At 39.4% G+C, this 15,605-nt stretch carries 15 protein-coding genes; 12 read left to right on the forward strand and 3 right to left on the reverse strand.

Annotated features, from left to right (window positions below; translation table 11 throughout):
* From AC6CHH_RS11295 to AC6CHH_RS11335, 9 genes are all read left to right on the forward strand, one after another.
* Positions 1-627, forward strand: coding sequence for a response regulator (locus tag AC6CHH_RS11295; RefSeq protein WP_498282870.1), 627 nt, complete (start codon positions 1-3; stop codon positions 625-627).
* Between the two features lie 14 nt (positions 628-641).
* Positions 642-1,232, forward strand: coding sequence for a hypothetical protein (locus tag AC6CHH_RS11300; protein WP_498282872.1), 591 nt, complete (start codon positions 642-644; stop codon positions 1,230-1,232).
* Positions 1,233-1,344: 112 nt separating this feature from the next.
* Positions 1,345-2,304, forward strand: a complete 960-nt coding sequence (locus tag AC6CHH_RS11305) for a collagen-like triple helix repeat-containing protein (RefSeq protein WP_498282874.1) — start codon at positions 1,345-1,347, stop codon at positions 2,302-2,304.
* Positions 2,305-2,410: 106 nt separating this feature from the next.
* Positions 2,411-3,595 (forward strand): PA2928 family protein, encoded by a 1,185-nt coding sequence (locus AC6CHH_RS11310; RefSeq protein WP_498282876.1) that lies wholly within the window; start codon positions 2,411-2,413, stop codon positions 3,593-3,595.
* A gap of 33 nt (positions 3,596-3,628) precedes the next feature.
* Positions 3,629-4,390, forward strand: a complete 762-nt coding sequence (locus AC6CHH_RS11315; RefSeq protein WP_498282878.1) for a hypothetical protein — start codon at positions 3,629-3,631, stop codon at positions 4,388-4,390.
* 82 nt (positions 4,391-4,472) lie between these two features.
* Positions 4,473-5,555 carry a hypothetical protein gene (locus AC6CHH_RS11320; protein WP_498282880.1) on the forward strand — a complete coding sequence of 361 codons (1,083 nt, stop codon included), beginning with the start codon at positions 4,473-4,475 and terminating at the stop codon, positions 5,553-5,555.
* 12 nt (positions 5,556-5,567) lie between these two features.
* Positions 5,568-5,771 (forward strand): hypothetical protein, encoded by a 204-nt coding sequence (locus AC6CHH_RS11325; protein ID WP_498282882.1) that lies wholly within the window; start codon positions 5,568-5,570, stop codon positions 5,769-5,771.
* Positions 5,772-5,895: 124 nt separating this feature from the next.
* Positions 5,896-8,598, forward strand: coding sequence for a hypothetical protein (locus AC6CHH_RS11330; protein WP_498282884.1), 2,703 nt, complete (start codon positions 5,896-5,898; stop codon positions 8,596-8,598).
* A gap of 8 nt (positions 8,599-8,606) precedes the next feature.
* Positions 8,607-10,046, forward strand: coding sequence for a phospholipase D-like domain-containing protein (locus tag AC6CHH_RS11335; protein WP_498282886.1), 1,440 nt, complete (start codon positions 8,607-8,609; stop codon positions 10,044-10,046).
* 127 nt (positions 10,047-10,173) lie between these two features.
* Here AC6CHH_RS11335 and AC6CHH_RS11340 read toward each other — a convergent pair whose 3' ends face one another.
* Entirely contained in the window at positions 10,174-11,418 is a 1,245-nt protein-coding gene (locus AC6CHH_RS11340) for a 3-deoxy-D-manno-octulosonic acid transferase (protein ID WP_498282888.1), read from the reverse strand.
* 59 nt (positions 11,419-11,477) lie between these two features.
* Between AC6CHH_RS11340 and AC6CHH_RS11345 the strand changes: the two genes are divergently transcribed.
* Together AC6CHH_RS11345 and galE are read left to right on the forward strand one after the other, a co-directional pair.
* Entirely contained in the window at positions 11,478-12,452 is a 975-nt protein-coding gene (locus AC6CHH_RS11345) for a UDP-glucuronic acid decarboxylase family protein (RefSeq protein WP_498282890.1), read from the forward strand.
* A 3-nt stretch (positions 12,453-12,455) separates the two neighbouring features.
* Positions 12,456-13,490 carry a UDP-glucose 4-epimerase GalE gene (galE, locus tag AC6CHH_RS11350; protein WP_498282892.1) on the forward strand — a complete coding sequence of 345 codons (1,035 nt, stop codon included), beginning with the start codon at positions 12,456-12,458 and terminating at the stop codon, positions 13,488-13,490.
* 103 nt (positions 13,491-13,593) lie between these two features.
* Here galE and AC6CHH_RS11355 read toward each other — a convergent pair whose 3' ends face one another.
* Both AC6CHH_RS11355 and AC6CHH_RS11360 read right to left on the reverse strand, forming a co-directional pair.
* Complete coding sequence (locus AC6CHH_RS11355; RefSeq protein ID WP_498282894.1) at positions 13,594-14,034, reverse strand: DUF983 domain-containing protein; 441 nt, start codon at positions 14,032-14,034, stop codon at positions 13,594-13,596.
* Positions 14,025-14,885, reverse strand: a complete 861-nt coding sequence (locus tag AC6CHH_RS11360; protein ID WP_498282896.1) for a helix-turn-helix domain-containing protein — start codon at positions 14,883-14,885, stop codon at positions 14,025-14,027. Before AC6CHH_RS11360 ends, AC6CHH_RS11355 begins: the two co-directional genes overlap by 10 nt.
* A gap of 164 nt (positions 14,886-15,049) precedes the next feature.
* On the opposite strand from AC6CHH_RS11360, the gene AC6CHH_RS11365 reads away from it, so the two are divergent.
* Positions 15,050-15,601 carry a hypothetical protein gene (locus AC6CHH_RS11365; protein ID WP_498282898.1) on the forward strand — a complete coding sequence of 184 codons (552 nt, stop codon included), beginning with the start codon at positions 15,050-15,052 and terminating at the stop codon, positions 15,599-15,601.
* The last annotated feature ends 4 nt before the right edge of the window (positions 15,602-15,605 follow it).

Raw genomic sequence — 15,605 nt, forward strand, 5'->3', positions numbered from 1 at the left:
ATGATGATAACCATATGGATATTTGAAGATAAGGACTTACTGCGCAATGGATTGGAAGAATTGCTTAAGCTGTCGGAAGAATTTGTAGTAACCGGCTCTTTTCCGGATTGTCTACAAATAACGGAAACCATGACTTCAGGATTGCCAGACGTCATACTGATGGATATTGACATGCCTGGCAGAAACGGCATCGAAGCTTTAAAGCTGATCAGAGCGCAAAACCAAAAGACTGCCATTATTATGCTCACAGTTTTTGACGATAACAAGCATGTACTGGATGCCATCTGTGCCGGTGCTTCCGGTTATCTACTCAAAAAGAATATTTCAGGAAGACTTATTTCAGCCATTCATGAAGTATTGGAAGGTGGTGCTCCTATGAGCCCGCCTATAGCCAAAATGGTAATAGAATCCATGCAACGCACATCGGACAATCCCTATCAATTCACCAAAAGTGAACAGGAAATTCTCGCCCTGCTCTGTCAGGGCAACAGCTACAAAATGATAGCAGCTTCTACCCGGTTTAGTTTTGAGACTATACGTTCCTATATCAAGAATATCTACGAAAAACTTCAGGTACATTCTGCCACCGAAGCGGTATCCAAGGCCATCAACGAACGCCTGATTTAAAACGGACGTTTGATATGAAAAAGCAATTACGCACAGTAACCAATCGTATCAGTCCGAGCACTCCGCACGCCCAGCCACCGTCTCCACCTAGAACGAACATGTCGCAGCGCGCAGGCCAAATTGGGAAGCTATGGGCTTTTCTTGCAGTCGCACTTATCTTTCTGAACTTGCTGCTGTTCTCAGGATGGATTATCCTCGGGACAGGTGCCCTGGGCTCCATGACCTCGATAGTCGTCATTACAATCACGTTTGTCGCCTTTTTTATTGCCATTGTAGTGGTTTTCTGTCAGCGTTTAGACCTCGCCTTAAATCCAATCGTGTATCGTGAAACGCACGAGTACGGGTTGCCAGCGATGGCGAATGTGTTGAAGATTGAACGCACCATGTGGCGTGTTAGGCGCAGTCGTAATTTTCGCCTGCAATTGCGTCCTCAGCGGTTCGAGTATCAGATGTGGGTGCGGGTTACACGAGAAGGTGTGGCGGAATACGAAGCATACCTAGCGGAGTATCTCGCCGGGCATGATGTGCCCAAGAGAGGTGAGATAATCGCTGTGAAGGTTCACCCGCAGCACCCAGAGGTCGTGGTGGTGTCGCGAGATATATGATATTCCTATTCTCTTCTGAAACAATATATTAAACCCTCATTTTGGGGTTGTTCGGAATTTTATCAACGCTCAACTTTACATAAGCTTAGGGCAAGCCTGACACAAGGATGCCATGAGCAAGAATATCATTGAAATTGAATATATGAAAACTGCAAAACTATTGTTGATGCTACTGGCCATTGGATATATGCTGACGGCTTGTAAAAAAGAACAGGTGATTGGGCCTCAGGGTGTCAAGGGTGAGGATGGAACCACCATTTACAGTGGTATTGGTGTTCCGGAGGTGGGACTGGGTATTACAGGTGATTTTTACTTTCGCACCGTTACAAGTGATTTTTACGGGCCTAAGTCTGCCACAGACTGGGGTACACCGGTCAGCCTCCTGGGCAAGGCAGGTGCAACCGGACAGCAGGGAACACGGGGGCCTTCCGGAAGCCCAGGTGCCCGGATACTGAGTGGTACCGCCGCACCCACGACTGCCATTGGCATAACAGGCGACTGGTACATACGAACAACCAATGCTGCACTTTATGGTCCCAAGACCGCCTCTGGCTGGGGTAATCCGATCAGCTTGCGTGGCCCGCAAGGTCCAGCTGGCCCTCCAGGTACAGCCAATGTGGTGTCTTCCGGCTGGATCGACTATCAGATTAATGCTACCCCCAATACCTCAACCGTAAAAACGATGGAATATACCTTTCCCGCCAATGTGCTTTCGTTGATTGGCGCCGCAGATATTGCAACATTTCTATCCAACGGCGGCATACTGATTCTATATGGAAAGAATTATGGAAATACACAACATAAGATGTTGCCCTATAACCATTCCGATGTAGATTATACCTGGATGAGTAAGGGACTTGGAGGAGCCAACGCTATTCATATTCAGATCGCAAGTACCGACGGATCGGCACTTACAGAATATGATTATGCCGGTTTCAGAGGGAATGAGTTCCGTTATGTGCTGATACCTGCAGGTATCAGGGTGAGCGGGATGGCCCATGCCAGGGATATTGACTGGAGCAAGATCAGCTATATCGAAGCAAAAGAAATGCTCGGTTTAAAAGACGAATGAAACCATGATAAGCATACAACTTACAAAAAGCAATGAATATGCTGATGATAGCTTCTTAGCCAAGAAAAACAAATTATATACTGATGAAAATAAAATTTGAATTGAGATGTTTTTAGCAATATATAAAAATACGATCGTCCTTTTTTCATTGTGCGCCTTGTTTATATTCTATACCAGTTGCAATCCGCTTACCAACCGTATTGCCTCGGAGCATGATGAATATGCATGGCTTGGGAATGGCTTATTATATGAGCAAAAAAACACAACCATTGCAGTGGGCATCAAACGGCATGGCGACGTGTATTTCTATAAAGAAAACCACGGATCGGCTACCAAGGCGATGGAGAACAGCTACTATTTGGAAAGTTACGATGCGGAAAACATGCGCCGAATCGCTGGGGTGAAAATAGATGTAAATGATGACAAAAAAAAAGGAACAACGCCGCAGATAATTGGAAAAGACGCCGAAAAGATTTGGATATTCACGGATCAGCTTACGGCCTACCATCCTTCAACATTAGCCCTAGTGGCGGACCGGAAAAAAATAGAGGAAAAGAATCCGGGGCTGAAGGCCCTTTTACTGAATGAAGTAAAATATTACCGATGGGATAATCAAAGTAAGGTAATAAATATTACCACCGCTGATGGAAACATCTGGCAATTAAACACCCAAACCCTAGCGGTTTCACCTGCCACCACTTCCAGCGAAAACAAAGTGACGGCAAGAAAGAGGAAACGCAGTGAAGACCTGTGGCGCTCTGGCTCAGAAAGGGCGTTTATAAGCAGCCAGGACACCCTGGACAATACTTTTTTTGGATTATACAGTGCTGAAGAATTACCCGTATATGCCAGAACCATTAGAAATGACGCGTCAAGTTCTCTGAATGCTATCAGAAGCCTTTGGTCTGCCTCACTCAATAATAACAACGCTAAGGTGACGATTGATATCAACAGCCTTGAACCCTTGTCTGATAAAAAACTTATCAATGGTTTTTTCCTGGTCAGCAGGAATACATCCGGCGTATTTCACTGCACCAATCCTTCGGGTTTCATCATTGGTTATAAAACCGCTATAGGGAAAAGCAGCCTGATCAACTTTACCAGGGTCGCAAAGGATGGTAACGAGGTATGGAGCATTGAAACGAATATCAAAGAAATTAAAGGATTGGATTTTACAGATCGCTATATGCTTATTCAGGCTTCACAGAGTGATACTGATGATAATCATCTTATTAATAAAATGTACAGCATCCGGTTAACCGACGGCAAAATATCAGAGGCCGGGTCGTAAATAATTATGCTCTCCATTTAAAATCTTAACGATATGAAACCCATTCGAACATTGATCTTCTTCTGCCTGCTTTCATTTGGTAATATGCTTTTTCATGCCTGCAAAAAAGAAAATGGCAATTCTCCGAAGACATCAGAGACGCCAGATTGCCGCATCCTGACAGTTAACTCCGGTAGCGAGATCTCCCAAAACATCACCTATAATTCAGAAGGGAAAGTAGCCACCATTACCGAAACGCTTTCCGGTTTTACAATCGTCAAAAACTTTCAATACAGCGGAAACATGATCATTATCAACGCCACGAAATCCGGTTCGTTTTTTCAACGGCATACGATTACGCTGAATGACCAGGGCCTGATAGCGAATATGAAATCAGAAAAAAATGCCTCGGGTACGTCCTGGGATAAAAGGGTGTTCGAATACAGCAACGGCAAGCAGCTTATTAAAATCACAAAGACCACTTCTTCAGGCGGTACGCCGGATCTCGAAACCTATACCTGGAAAGATGGCAATCCTCTTAGGCGGGAAAATGCCGCGATCGGCAGCATTACATTTGATTATTACCCCGACAAGCCAACCGCAACAGGAGATTATTTCTACCTGAGCCAGCTGACAAGTTATGGCGGGCCGATTTATCTTACCCCTAAAAGCCTGCTTAAATCCATAAAAAAAGGATCTGACCTGTTGTATACCATCGAATACAAGTACGATGGTGGTGGAAACATCACACAGATGGAAATCAACGACGGCTCACCGCAACGAATAACGACCAGTTATCAGTATCAATGTAACTGATAGGCACAAGCATGAATATACCTATAAGAATACAGACATATAACCATCTATTGATAATTTAAAAAACTAAAACCTATCAACCATGAAATATTCAATGATTCTCTTGACAGCATGTTTGCTGATGGGCAGTTGTAAAAAATCAGACAATCCGCCAACAGCACCTCCTCCCGGTGGAAATGCCTTTAATATCACAGGTAGCCCTGATGCAGTAATTTACTTGGGAGACGAAGTCACTATAACCGGAACAGGTTTTAGTACCAACAAGGCGGATTACCAGGTGACGATGGCAGAATTTAACATTCAGCATCAGGATCCCAATAAGCCAGAAATTATATCTGCTACCGCTACAGGTATAAAAGTACGGATTCCAAAAGTAGCTAAAACGACAGCATCGAGTGAAGTGTACTACGATGGACCTGATTGGGGCGATCGGATTATCATTGATATGAAAGGTAAAAAGGATACTACCCAAGCATTAAAAATAGCTGGGTGGTCGGATATAGGTGATGTGTATACCGCTGAAGATGGTAGTACTATAAATTTGGTTTCGGGTCAATATATCGAGCTGGAGATATCCGGCGCGACAAATCCCCTGGCGCCTAAGGAAGTAGAAAGAAATGTGGAACTGCATGCAATTGTGAAGGGAATGAGCCACTTAATCTCATTTGAATGGGTGGAACATACGCACAACCAGGCGACAGCAAAATTTTACTTAGACCCCAATTTTTTTGCTGATGTCGACGTATGTGAAGAGGATATTGATTGGAACAATGGCTACCGCGAGATTGAATTTAAAGTGAAGGTGCCCGGTACAAATGCAGAAACATCCAAAAAGTTTAGAATGAAATGGCGCCCCCTTTCCAGCACTGATAATGTTTACGGGACACTGACATTTCAGAAAAACACAGGGCCGTATCCTCTAAATGCCGAGATGAAAGTAACCGGCAAAAACATGTACCACAAAACGGCTAAATTTATTCCCTATTCCAATGAGGTAGGCTCTACATCAATAGCTATTGTAACAACTGGCCCCCCTGTCTTCTACGATGAAGGGTCGATTACGATTCCGTTATATAATCTCCAGGCTACATACATCTATAAAGTCTATCTCGTAGATCATTGCGGTAAGCAAAAATACTTCAGAGATGTAAAAATCATACCCTAAAATTTACATAGCATGAAAACGACAAGCAATAAAAACAGTAAATTATTAACCAGTATCCTGGTGCTTTGCACCCCTATAATGCTGCTCCATTCTAAAGACGATAACACCCCAAGTTCCACAACTTACAAAACAGATGTTTGCATGGCTGGCGATGTGTATAAGAGTATAATAGTCATTAACCAAAGTATGGAAGAACGTTCAACCAACCAAACTTAGCACTAATGGTGCCGGTGCACTGTGGGTGGGCTGACGACTTACAAATATCGCCAGATCGCGCCAATGCTTCAACGTGATAGGATATACCTTCGAATTACAATGATCAATTATAATATATAAAAATATGGCAACAAATAAAAGGCTTACAGATTTAACCGATTATAAATCTGTCCTACCTTATTCAAGCGAGATATTTGGAGTTTATCAACCTTTATTGGGTTGGAAAGGAAAACGAAATATAGAAAGATTTATTGAACGACCCGACTTCTCAAACACGATAAGAGACAAACGTTTTTTTGAACGACTAAAGGAAAATGTTATTATTAACATGGCAGAGAGACCTGCCGCCATGATGAACACGGGTAACAACCTTGTGAAAGACTTATCTATTTTTACTGCAACATCTGATAGCAACAGAAGCCTTTTTGCAGATGAATTGGTCAAATTATTTGAAGGTAAATTCGATGAAAATAGAGCTAAACGTTTTTTTACTACTCGAATGTTTGATGAGGTATTGCAAAGAATAGCAGCATCTATTTTAGAAAATTATAAAAAAGATGTTTTAGAGCATTCGCCTTCGGCATATGAAATATTAAATAGAAGGGCAAGGCAAGAATCAATCATGGCCGGTTCATTATTAAGTTTATTTGAACGCAAAGAGTTTAAGGCAATTGAAAAAATAATTTTTTCAAAAAACCCCTTTATTACTGTAAAGCCTTTAATCGAAAACCCTTTTGAAAGCTTTGATCCTACACATGAATTGGACAGAGTTTGCCTTTCACCTGTTGGCATTGTACATTTATTTCGCCAATATTTTTATGAGTTAGACACTTTCTTAGGGACCCCTGTGGGGCATGTATGGTTAAGTCCAGGCTCTACTGTTGAATTGATAGAGTCTAGTACAAGAAGGGAAATAATAGAAAAAACGACCGAGTCTTTTGTAGAAACGATAATAAAAAATGAATCTACAGTAACCAACAAGGATGAAATTTCCGATGCTGTAAAAGAAGAAAATGAAAACAACACTAAGTTTGGAGCAAATGTATCCGGCGAGCAAAACTGGGTTTGGGGAGAAGCTGCCCAATCTGCAAGCTTTGATATGGGTACAACTCAAAAAACAGCAAGGGAAAAATCTCATAAACAAATGAGAGAACAAACTACAAAACTTTCCTCAGAGATACGGAAAAATTATAAATCAACATTTAAAACGGTTACAGAAGTTACAGATGTAAGTAGTAAACGAATGGTAATTTCCAATACTACTGATAAGTTAATAAATTATGAGCTAAGAAGGAAAATGAGGCAAGTAGCCGTTCAAGTACAAGACATAGGTACTTATTTATGTTGGCAAACTTACGTAGATGAACCTGGAAGTGAATTGGGTTTAGCTAATTTAGTACATATTGCTAAAAAACCTGATGGAGATTCTCCCAAGACCCCTGATGAGTTAGAAATATTGCAGCCATACAAAACTACGGCTCCCTTGGTGATAGCATATGTATCTGTTGGTGAGGTAAATGATGATGATGCTTTGGATGAATTTTATGTTATAAACCCAAAACATAATGATGAGCTTATTGAAGACAATGGAGATGGTGAAGATGATGATAACTATAGAATACGCAGATTTCATCACATGAATATGAAGCCGGATAGACAAGGATATAAATTACAAGCTGTACATGTACAAGGCAACTCAAATGTAACACTTAACACGGAAGTGACCGATGCTTTAAATGGAGACTTTACAGTCATACTTAATACCATACATTTTAACGATCAACAAAGTGTAACAGTACAAGCAGAGTTCGAATGGATAGTATGTGAGTCAAATGAGAGCAGTTATATTTTTGAAAGAAATAAAAAACAAGATGAGAAGGTAGAAGCCTATAAAAACGAGAAAAAAGAACTAGTAAAAATGCAGTATATAAATGCTGCAAGAGAAAGAATAAAATTAGCAAGCAATATTTTGCCCAGAAAATATGAGGAGCTAAGAGAGGAGGAGCGGATTATCGTTTACAGACGACTAATAAAAGATTTGGGGAAAAATGTAGTTGGACCTAAGAAAAAATCAACAGATACAGATTATCATGTTTTTTCGGAATTACTAAACTCAATATTCGATATTAACAAGATGCTATATTTTGTTGCTCCAGAATGGTGGAAAGCAAGAGAACAGAGTCATTTACAAATGGGAGGCGTGGATGCAGAGAATAATCAATCTACCCCTAACGTAGTCATTCCAGAGGAAAATTTTGTTTCATGGGGTACACCACGTAAGGATAATTATTTAATAACAGAAGAATCAAACCCCGCTAAAATGGGCAGTTCATTAGGTTGGTTATTACAACTGGATGGTGATAATTTAAGAAACGCCTTTTTAAATTCTCCTTGGGTAAAAGCAGTAATTCCTATAAGACCAGGAAAAGAAAAAGAAGCCCTAAACTGGTTGAAACATATAGAAGGGATGAATGGAATAGGGCCCACCGATATGTACCAAGGTCCTGAGCCACAACATCAAGGCAAAACGATTATGACTGTTTTAGATGAGTTGGCAGAAAAAGTAAAGTCGAAACACAAACAAAGTTTTATTACAAAAAATTTTCCTGAAGATGATGAAACGGAAACCATTGATGATAGAAATATCGTATCGGCAACGCCAGTAGATCGGGTATACGAGCATGGTTTTTATCCCTTACAGGGAGGTTTTAGACTAGATGTAGATAAAGAGTTTCAACTATTTGACCAATGGCTAGAGGTATTACCAACTGATCAGGTGGTGCCGATAGAAGTTGAATATGACCCTAAAACAGGTAGACAAAAATAAACCTGAAAATGGCAAAAGACTATTTTATAACATCCGGCTTTCCTAAAAGAGATAAAAATTTTGTAATGCCGTTCATTAGTGGTGAGGAAGCCTGGCGGCAAGTTTCTTTAGCACTTAAAAATGCCAAAGAGTCCATTCACTTGGCATTTTGGGGCTTTGATTTAGATGCTGAATTAAAACGAGATTCTAAAAAAACTTTTGAGGATCCTGATAAAAGAGAAAATGATAAGTTAGCAACTATATTACTTGACAGGCATAATAATGGAGTAAAAGTAAGAATATTACTTTGGGATTGGGCAGTACCTACGGCTATTAATCCTGGCATTGATAGCATTTTATACACTTGGGGAAAAAATAATGTGTTCGAAGTAATTTATCAATCACATCCTAGTGTCATAGGATCGTGGCATCAAAAAACAATTATCGTTGACGATACAATTGCATTTGTAGGAGGTATGAATGCCAAACAAAACGACTGGGATACAACCAGCCATCCTTTATATGATTATAGAAGAACGCCACATAAAACATCGGGTAGTGAAAGAATCAAAATGAAAAATAATAAGGATATTCCTACATACCCTCCTCGACAAGATTATATGGCACAAATGTTAGGAGAAGTTGTTGCAGATGTACAAAATAATTTTATTGAAAGATGGAATGATTGTATAGATGTAAAAGCTGATTTTTCAAGTAAGAGTTCTAAACTTGTCAAAATAAACCCAAAGGGTTTTAGTACGTTAAAAGCACAAATCAGTAGAACTGTACCTATATATCCACCGACTCCTACAGGTGAGCAAAATATTTTAGAGACATACCGCAAAGCCATCTCCCTTGCGGAAAAATACATATACATTGAAAATCAATATTTTAGATCACAAGTAGTGGCAAATGAAATAGCCAAAGCTTGTAAAAAAAATAATAAATTAAAAGTAATCGTTATAACACAACCAGATTACTTGTCGGAGATCGAAGAAGATGAAAAATGGAAGTTAGCTAGCCCTTCTGCATTCTGGACTACAAAGGCCTTTGATATAATAAAGAGCGCTGTGCCAGATTTTTGCTTGTTTTATTTAAATGTTACAGAAACGGATAGTGGTGGTAAACGTATTTTTAAGCCTATAAATTTGCATGCAAAAATTATGATTATTGATGACGAATGGTACACTTTGGGTTCATGCAACTTTAACGATAGAGGGTTTCAAAGCGAAGGAGAAATAAATGTTTCGGTACAAGATGAATCAGTAAAAGATTTTCGAAAAAAAATTTTCTCTATGAATCTAGAAACCTCTTGTCCAGATGATATTGACGATACTATAAAATTATTTTATAATCATGCACAAAAAAATCACGAAGCCTGGAAGCATAGCACATCACCAGTAAGTAAAGTATATCCTTTTAAACAAAAAGGGCCAGCTTTGCCATTGGTACCTAAAGATTGGTTTTGATATAAAATGTTTTGCCGTGTCATAGTTTGGCATTGATGCAAAGTGGAAGTATATCCAAAAATGATAAAAAAGAATGTCCTCTTAAGATCCACAAAATTGTTTAGGTGAAGGTATCAAGATGCTATAATCAGCCCAGCAAACCTTCTGTTTGTAGATATTTCATAATAATTTCAGTTGCACCAGCTTTTTGTTGTACATAATTCCTTGCTGCCAAACCTGAAAAGGAACGTTTTACAGGGTCAGATAAACCTGCAAATACATCGAGTAGCTGCTGTTGATTTGAGATAGAAAACCCAGAGCCGATTTCAATTAGATCCCTGGCTTCTTGGAATTTCTCATATTTGGGCCCAAAGATAACTGGAATACCATAGGTCGCAGCCTCAAGAGTATTGTGAATTCCGGCTCCAAAACCACCACCAACATAGGCTATTTTTCCATAAAAATAAAGCGAAGAAAGCAACCCAATTTGATCGACCACAAGAATCTGGGACTCCTTAAGTTGCTCAGAGGTGTAAGAATCATATTTGGAAAGTAGCAAAGCATCTGCAAAAATCTGCTGAATCTGGGCTATTCGAGCTGCATGAATCTCGTGTGGGGCAATAATCATTTTCCACGCCTTATGTTGCTGCATTAAAGCTTTTAAAATTTCCTCATCCTGCTGCCAACTACTGCCGGCAACCAGAACATCACTGGACTGAATAAATGCTTCAATTTGCGGGTTGGGTTGATGTATAACAGGTAATTCCCTAACCCGATCAAAACGTGTGTCACCAGCTAGACCAGCCTTGGTAATGCCAATCCATTTGAGCATATGAACGCTATCCATATTTTGCGTAAAAAACCAACTCACTTTTTTTAGCATGGAACGATAAAATCCACCATAAGGCTTAAAAAACAACTGGGATTCTCTAAAAATTGCAGAAATCATCAGTAGCCTCACCGAGCGTTTATTTAATTCCTTAAAATAATGATACCAATATTCATATTTGGTGAACACGGCAAATTCTGGATTAATCAAATCTAGAAATTTACGCGCATTGGAGGCTGTATCTTGGGGTAAATAAAAGACATGATCAGCTAAGGCTGTATTTTTCCGGATCTGATAACCAGAAGGAGAAAAAAATGTTACAATTATTTTTTTATCAGGATAACGCTTTTTGATTTGCTCCATGACGGCGCGTCCCTGTTCGAATTCTCCTAAAGAAGCAAAATGAAACCAGATGTGTTTTTGTCCTTTTTCAACCGATTGTTCTATGTGATCAAATAAGCGATTGCGGCCGCTCACCCATAGCTTCGCTTTGGGGTTAAAAGGCGATAGGATCCTCAAAAGAACACCATAGAGAAAAATACCTAAATCGTAAAGGAAACGCATAATTTTAAAATATTGCTTATCTTGCCCAAAGATATTCAAACCTTTTCAATTTCACTATTGTGCAACAAAACAAGCGCAAACGAATTTTAATCACCGGAGCAGCAGGATTTTTAGGATCACATCTTTGCGATAGGTTTGTCGATGAGGGGTTCTTAGTTGTTGGAATGGATAATCTGGTCACAGGCGATATAAAAAACATAGAACATCTTTTCCATCTCCCAAATTTTGAGTTCTATCATCACGATGTTACAAAATTTGTTCATATTCCGGGGGACTTGCATTATATCTTGCATTTCGCCTCCCCTGCCAGTCCAATTGATTATTTAAAGATTCCCATCCAAACCTTAAAAGTGGGCTCTTTAGGAACGCATAATTTGCTTGGGCTCGCCAAAAACAAAAAAGCCAGAATCTTAGTTGCTTCCACCTCGGAGGTGTATGGAGATCCTTTAGTTTCACCACAACCAGAAGAGTATTGGGGAAATGTGAATCCCGTTGGACCAAGGGGTGTTTATGACGAGGCCAAACGATTCCAAGAGGCGATGACCATGGCATACCATAATTTTCATGGATTGGAAACCCGTATCGCTAGAATCTTCAATACTTTTGGTCCCAGAATGCGCCTGGATGATGGGCGAGCGTTACCCACCTTCATTGCACAAGCTTTGCAACAGAAAGATTTAACCGTTTTTGGAGATGGAAGCCAAACTCGATCATTCATCTACCTTAGTGATCAAATCGAGGGAATTTATAAATTGTTGTTTTCTGATTATCACTTGCCGCTGAACATTGGCAGCCCGCAGGAGATTCCATTAATTGAGATCGCCAAAGAAATCATTGCCCTTACCCAGAGTCAGTCCAAAATCACCTTCCAAAAACTACCTGTTGATGATCCAAAACAACGGAGACCTCAGATCAATAAAGCAAAAGAAATACTAAACTGGCAACCCGTTGTTTCCAGAGAAGAAGGTTTACAAACAACAATAGCATATTACCGCAATATATTTGCAAAAGATAAACACAACAACACGTTATAAGATATGAACAAAATACTAGTCACTGGCGGAACAGGATTCATAGGATCACATACCGTTGTGGAATTACACAACGCAGGGTATACCCCAATTTTAGTGGATAATTTATCCAATTCAAGTATAAAAATCCTAGATCAGATCGAAAGAATAATCGGTGTTAAACCTGAATTCCATCAATTTGATCTTTGTGATTCCATCAAAGTAAATGAATTTGTTGAATCCAATCCAGATATTACGGGTATCATTCACTTTGCAGCCTCAAAGGCGGTAGGTGAGTCTGTGCAAGACCCATTGAAATATTACCACAACAATTTTTTCTCCTTAATCAACCTGCTGAATGCGTATAAAGGAAAACCAGTAAACTTTGTTTTTTCCTCCAGCTGCACGGTGTATGGAGAACCGGATGAATTACCTGTGAGAGAGTCTGCTCCTGTAAAGAAAGCCACCTCACCTTATGGGAATACCAAACAAATCGCTGAAGAAATTTTACAAGAAACAGCACAGGCCAGGGATAACTATAATATCATTGCCTTGCGTTATTTTAATCCAGTAGGCGCACATCATACTGCGCTGATTGGCGAACTTCCAATAGGAGTTCCTCAAAACTTGTTGCCCTTTATCACCCAGACAGCAATCGGCAAACGCGAAAAGCTAACCGTATTTGGAGGGAATTACCCAACCAAGGACGGTTCAGCAGTAAGGGATTATATTCATGTGGTTGATTTAGCAAAAGCGCACGTTGCAGCCATCAAACTGTTGGAAAAGGGAAATCCCAATGGAAATTACGATGTCTTTAACATCGGAACAGGTATAGGATACTCTGTACTTGAAACCATAGCAGCTTTTGAAAAAGCATCAAATGAAAAATTAAACTATGAGGTTGGTCCCCCTCGCGAAGGAGATATCATTAAAGTATGGGGAGATGTGACCAAATCAACCCAAGAATTGGGCTGGAAGGCTGAATTAGGAATAGACCAAATGATGGCATCAGCGTGGGCCTGGGAAAAATACCTGAACGAACATCCCATCCAAGAAGATTAAAAAGTCGTTCGCAAGCGTTTTCAAAGACTAGGAAAAGGGTGGTGAATTTTTAAACCCACCACCCTTACTTTTGATAAAACTAACAATTAATACAAGCAAAAAACTATTCTTTAGGCTGCAATTTCACTTTTTCGTATATTTTTTGGTTGAAGGCAAATGAAGGAGTCATCCAATAAAGAAGGATGATTCTTGAAAAACGATTATTAAACGGCGCCAGCAAGACAGTAATGGCCAAGGCTACAATCACGTACAGCCAAACATTTTCTAGATTTCCAGACAACACATAGGTTGCTACACAGGCAGCAACTAATTCAGCCACACTCATCGCGTAACTAACATACATCGCCACATAGAAGTACCCAGGTTCTTTTTCGAACTTTAAATCACATGCTGGACATCTTACCAACATTTTTTGCGATCTAAAACTTAATAACGGTGCGGAAAACATATTTCCAGTTCTGCATCTAGGACATTTTCCATTAGCTGCACTTTTTAGTTCCGATGGAATGCTATAGTGTGTTTCCATATTTGTATTTATCTCCATTGTGATTTCCTAAATTCTTCAGGGGTCATCCCCTCTATTTTCTTAAAAAACTTGGTAAAGTATGAATTGTCATTAAAATTCAATGTGTAAGCAACCTTAGACACCGTCCAGTCCGCAAGAATAAGCAATCGCTTAGCCTCCAACAGAATCCTATTTCGAATCACCTCGCCTGCCTGCTGCCCAAAATATTCCCGACAAACTGAATTCAGATGATTAGGGGTTACAAACAACAATTCCGCATACTCTTTTGGCAAATGATATGTTTTATAGTGCATATCAACCAACGAAATAAAATTCTTTATCAACACCAAATGATAATCAATTGCTTTAACAGGAAAACTTGGCACATAGCTCTGATCCAGCTTAATCAAGGTATACAAGAGTAAAGAACGCTTTAAATCCTTGGATGAAGGCTTGTTGCTGAGTTCTACCAATTCAGTAAACAAAGAAATCGTATCCTTAAGCAAATTCTCTTTTAACACAAATACGTTATCACTCAGGGAGGTAAAAAGAGAAAGTCCATCTACGTAATCGTTCTGCAACAAGAGAGATTTGAAGTAATCGGTGTCAAAATTGATCGTAAATCCTTTAATTTCCCCCTCAAACATCCAAGAATGCACCTGACCTGGGGCCATAAAGTATATTTGACCAACTTCGATTGGATAGCGTTTGAAGTCAATCTCATGGTATCCCTCTCCAGAGAGAAATAATACCATATGGTAAAAATTATGTCTATGGGGAAAAACCATGTCTTTATTTCGGGTCAAAAAGACCTCCAGGCGATCTGCTAAAAACTGCTTATCCTGTTGATAAGATATGGTACATTGCGATATGACAGGTATTTTTCCCATGCCTTGCAAAGGTAAGTAAAAAAGCAAAAGAAACGTGGTAGTAAAAAGCACATTAATGGTACTAATTACTGATGCAGCTCAAATAAACCGAATGTCAAATTAAATGACCACCGTCGGGATGAATGCAATTTTGCTTTTGATTAAGACAATTACTACCTTTAGTCATGTCTTTGCATAAAAACCCAGAACTTAAAGCTGCAGTACTTAATCTGCCTATTAAAGATAAAGATAAATTACTGGTGAGGTTAATTAATAAAGATAAATTATTACTCAAGCAACTTCAATTCCAGCTTCTGGAAGACCAGGAAGACCTCAAAATTCGAAATATAAAAATCAAAAGAGAATTGGAAGCCATTTTTGAAAAATCCAAATCAAGCATAGGCGACTCGAACCATCATCATAATTATTCTTCACTTTTGCACTACATGAGGTATGCAAATGGATTGGTCAATGAACATGAAAAGGTGACCAAAGACAAAATTGGGGTGTTGGAATGCAGGATACAAATTTTAAGCTTTGCTTTTAAATTATATCCATTTTTGTTTTCACCCTCCTATTTCAATGATGCCTTCAAACTCCAAAAGTACACCCATGGCCGATTAAAGAATTTAAAAACCACCTTTGAGAAGTTCCATGAGGATATTCAATTCGATTATCGGGATCAAATAGATTTTATACTAGAATTTGCGGAACAAAACGATCTAAATTTGGATTAGCCAA

Source organism: Sphingobacterium sp. GQ94, from assembly GCF_059758715.1.